Origin of the sequence: Paenibacillus koleovorans NBRC 103111 (assembly GCF_004000845.1) — a bacterium.
GTDB lineage: Bacteria > Bacillota > Bacilli > Paenibacillales > NBRC-103111 > Paenibacillus_AA > Paenibacillus_AA koleovorans.
Genome location: NZ_BIMA01000213.1, coordinates 1 through 4,069, shown reverse-complemented (window position 1 = coordinate 4,069; position 4,069 = coordinate 1). Strand labels below are relative to the sequence as shown.

The following is a 4,069-nucleotide window of genomic DNA, read 5'->3' as shown; positions in this document are numbered from 1 at the left end:
GATTGGAAGTCAGAATTTTTACCACACCTCCCTCGTCCGCCCCTCTCTTGACGAAATGAACCAATTCGTATAAATTAAATGTAACAATCAAATAGCGTGAAACTCTTATCAAGAGTAGGTGGAGGGACTAGCCCTATGAAGCCCGGCAACCGACGATCCCGATTCGTGGAATGGGGAGAGCACGGTGCTAATTCTTGCGGAATCCGGAACGATGATTCGTTCTACATTCTGGGAGATGAGAGAGGCATGATCGACCGAGTGATAGCTCAGCCTTTCTTCCTCTCTGGAGAAAGGCTGTTTGTTGTTCATTTTCAGAAAGGAGTGTTTGCAAATGCCGATTAAAATTCCAGACCACCTGCCGGCCAAAGAAATTCTGAACGAGGAGAACATTTTCGTGATGGATGAGTCCGTGGCTTACCACCAAGACATCCGTCCGCTGAAGATTGCTCTCTTGAACCTGATGCCGACGAAGGAAACGACCGAGACGCAAATTTTGCGCCTGATCGGGAATACGCCCTTACAGGTGGAATTCGTGCTGCTGCATCCCAAAACCCATACTTCCAAAAACACGTCTCCGGAGCATCTGGAGCAATTTTATAAAAATTTCGACGATGTGAAGAGCGAGTACTTCGACGGCATGATCATTACTGGAGCGCCGGTGGAGCAGATGGATTTTGAAGATGTGAACTACTGGTCGGAGCTGCAGGAAATCATGGACTGGTGCAACACGAACGTGACGTCCACCCTGTACATTTGTTGGGCATCCCAGGCCGGGCTGTATCATCATTTCGGCGTTCCCAAATATCCGCTCGGCGAGAAAATATTCGGGGTGTTCCCGCATACGGCGTCGCTCAAACATGTGAAGCTGCTGCGAGGCTTCGACGAAGTGTTCAACGTGCCGCAGTCGAGACATACCGAGGTTCGCCGCGAGGACATTGAGAAGGTTGAAGAGCTGGAGATTTTGTCCGAATCCGACGATTCCGGCGTGTACATCGCGGCGACGAAGGACGGCAAACATATTTTCGTCACCGGCCATTCCGAATACGATCCGCTGACGCTCAAGTGGGAATATGACCGCGACGTGAACAAAGGCTTGGAAATTGCGGTGCCGAAAAATTATTATCCGAAGGACGACCCTTCGCGTTATCCGCTCTGTACATGGCGGGCGCATGCGAATCTGCTGTTCTCCAACTGGTTGAACTACTACGTTTACCAAGAGACGCCTTACGATTTGAACGCCCACATGGCTTCATATATCTGATTGAATGACAAGCCCATATTCCAGGAGGATAGCCGCCCATGAAAATTGAAAGCCGTCTGGCGCAGATCGGATCCATCTCGGAACCGGTGACCGGCGCCGTCAGTTTCCCGATCTACCAAGCTACCGCGTTCCGCCACCCGAAGCTCGGCCAGAGCACGGGGTTTGATTATTCCCGCACCAAAAATCCGACGCGTTCGGTGCTCGAGCAAGCGATTGCCGAATTGGAGTCCGGCGATGCAGGCTTCGCTTGCAGCTCCGGCATGGCGGCGTTGCAGACGATTTTCGCGCTGTTCAGCCAAGGCGATCATCTCCTGGTGTCGCTGGACTTGTACGGCGGGACTTACCGCTTGATCGAGAAAATCATGTCCCGTTTCGGCGTAACCGCCACTTATGTGGACACGAACGATCTGGATGCGCTCGAGGCGAACTGTACGGCTGCGACGAAGGCGGTTGTGATCGAGACGCCGACCAACCCGCTCATGATGATTACCGATCTGGAGCTGATCTGTAACTGGGCGAAGAAGAAGGGGCTCGTCTCCATCGTCGACAATACGCTGCTGACGCCGTTCTTGCAGCGCCCGATCGAGCTCGGAGCCGATATCGTCGTGCACAGCGCGACCAAGTACTTGGGCGGTCACAACGACGTGCTGGCCGGCTTGATCGTGACGAAGGGCAAGGAGCTGTCCGAGCAGATGGCGTTTCTGCACAACTCGATCGGCGCCGTGTTGAACCCGCAGGATTCGTGGCTGCTGATGCGCGGCATGAAGACGCTGGCGATCCGCATGGAGCGCCATGAGTTCAACGCGACGAAGATCGCCGAGCACCTGCTCGAGCATCCGTTGGTGGACTCGGTTTATTACCCGGCTTTGAAGAGCCACCCGGGCCATGACATCCAGAACAAACAATCGTCCGGCAATACGGGCATTTTCTCCTTCAAGATGAAGGATGCTCGGATGATCGAGCCGATCCTGCGGCATATCAAGCTGATCGCTTTCGCCGAGAGCTTGGGCGGCGTCGAATCGCTTATGACGTATCCGGCGGTGCAGACGCATGCGGACATCCCGGTGGAGATTCGCGAGAAAGTCGGCGTCGACGATCGCCTGCTGCGCTTCTCCGTAGGGATCGAGCATGTCGACGATCTGATCGCGGATCTGAACGCTGCGTTCGAGGCGGCACATGCCGAGCTGCAGGAAGGCGGCGCACGATGAGCGCGCCGGGCGGCAGCAGCGGAGGCGGTGGCGGGCGCTTGGGGCAGCGGAAGCGGCATGTGCACGACGACGCGAAGTTCGCGACGCGGCTTATTCATTTCGGCGGCGAGCTCGATGAGACGACCGGCGCCGCGAGCGTGCAGATCCAGCAGGCGTCGACGTTCCATCACTTCGACTTGAACGACCCGCCGGAGTTCGACTATTCGCGCTCCGGCAACCCGACCCGCCAGGCGCTGGAGGATTACATCACCACGCTGGAGGGCGGCACGCGCGGATTCGCTTTCGCTTCCGGCATGGCGGCGATCTCGACCGCGTTCATGATGCTGTCGAGCGGCGATCACGTGATCTGCACGGAGGATGTGTACGGCGGGACGTATCGGTTGTTGACGGTTATCCTCACGCGGATGAACATTGAGACGACGTTCGTCGATATGACGGACTTGGATCAAGTGAAGGCGGCGCTGAAGCCGAATACGAAGGCTGTGTTCCTCGAGACGCCCTCGAACCCGACGCTGCGCATTACCGATATTGCGGCGGTAGTCGGCTGGGCGAAGGAGAATGGGCTGCTGACGATGATCGACAATACGTTCATGACGCCTTACCACCAGCGTCCGCTAGAGCTGGGCATCGATGTCGTGCTGCATAGCGCGACGAAGTTTCTCGGCGGCCATAGCGACGTGCTGGCCGGCCTCGCCGTCGTCGCCGACAAGTCGCTTGGCATGCGGATGAAGCAGCTGCAGAACGGCCTCGGCAACGTGCTCGGCGTGCAGGATTCGTGGTTGCTCATGCGCGGCATGAAGACGCTTAAGGCGCGGATGGACGCGCACGAGATCGGGGCGCGCCGCCTGGCGCAATGGCTGAGCGAGCACCCGGGCGTGGAGCGGGTGTACTACCCAGGGCTCGCGAACCATCCGGGCCGCGACATTCACGAGAAGCAGTCGCTTGGCTACGGCGCGGTCGTCTCCTTCGACGTCGGCTCGGGCGAGCTGGCCAAGCGCGTAATGGGCCGCGTCCAGATCCCGATCGTCGCGGTCAGCCTTGGGGCGGTGGAGAGCATCCTCTCCTACCCGCCAATGATGTCCCACGCGGCTATGCCGCGGGAGGTGCGCTTGCAGCGCGGCATCACGGACGGGCTGATGCGCTATTCGGTCGGCCTCGAGGATGTCGAGGACATCATCGCCGACCTGGAGCAGGCGCTGGGCGGGGAGTAAGTAGAGCGGAAGACAACCACCATGCTTTAGCCATTTGGCTGAGGCATGGTTTTTTTGTGTTGACGGCGGCGTGGTGGGGCGCGGAAGGTGCGGAGCGCGAATGTGAGCGCAGGTGCAAGCGCAGGTCGCAGGTCGCAGGTGCAGGTGCAGGTACAGGTGCAGGTGCAGGTGCAGGTGCAAGTGCGAGGAGAATTACTGAGTACCAAAGGTAACAGCCTGAGAACCAAATTTCGCAAAAATGGAGGCTAACGTAGAATCTGAGTACCAAAGTAAACAATTCGCGAAGCCAGGTTCGCGATTTGAGTACTTAGGTACTCAGTAGAGGTAGCTAGCATTGAATTAGCGAAATTTGGTTCTCAAATAGCGAATTTTTGTTCGTTGAGCTAGGA

The 4,069-nt window shown here is 57.3% G+C and carries 3 protein-coding genes and 1 riboswitch; all 3 genes read left to right on the top strand.

The genetic code is table 11. The features are described 5' to 3' along the window. Positions 1 to 102 precede the first annotated feature (102 nt). Positions 103 to 242, top strand: a riboswitch (SAM riboswitch). An 89-nt stretch (positions 243 to 331) separates the two neighbouring features. From metA to PKO02S_RS31645, 3 genes are read left to right on the top strand one after another with little or no spacing between them, the layout of a single operon-like run. Then, positions 332 to 1,261 carry a homoserine O-acetyltransferase MetA gene (metA, locus tag PKO02S_RS31655; protein ID WP_127589232.1) on the top strand — a complete coding sequence of 310 codons (930 nt, stop codon included), beginning with the start codon at positions 332 to 334 and terminating at the stop codon, positions 1,259 to 1,261. Between the two features lie 38 nt (positions 1,262 to 1,299). Beyond that, positions 1,300 to 2,469: an aminotransferase class I/II-fold pyridoxal phosphate-dependent enzyme gene (locus PKO02S_RS31650; RefSeq protein WP_127589230.1), complete on the top strand. Its 1,170-nt coding sequence runs from the start codon at positions 1,300 to 1,302 to the stop codon at positions 2,467 to 2,469. Then, the gene (locus PKO02S_RS31645; protein ID WP_127589228.1) at positions 2,466 to 3,680 is read left to right on the top strand and encodes a trans-sulfuration enzyme family protein; all 1,215 of its coding nucleotides are present in this window, start codon (positions 2,466 to 2,468) and stop codon (positions 3,678 to 3,680) included. Before PKO02S_RS31650 ends, PKO02S_RS31645 begins: the two co-directional genes overlap by 4 nt. The last annotated feature ends 389 nt before the right edge of the window (positions 3,681 to 4,069 follow it).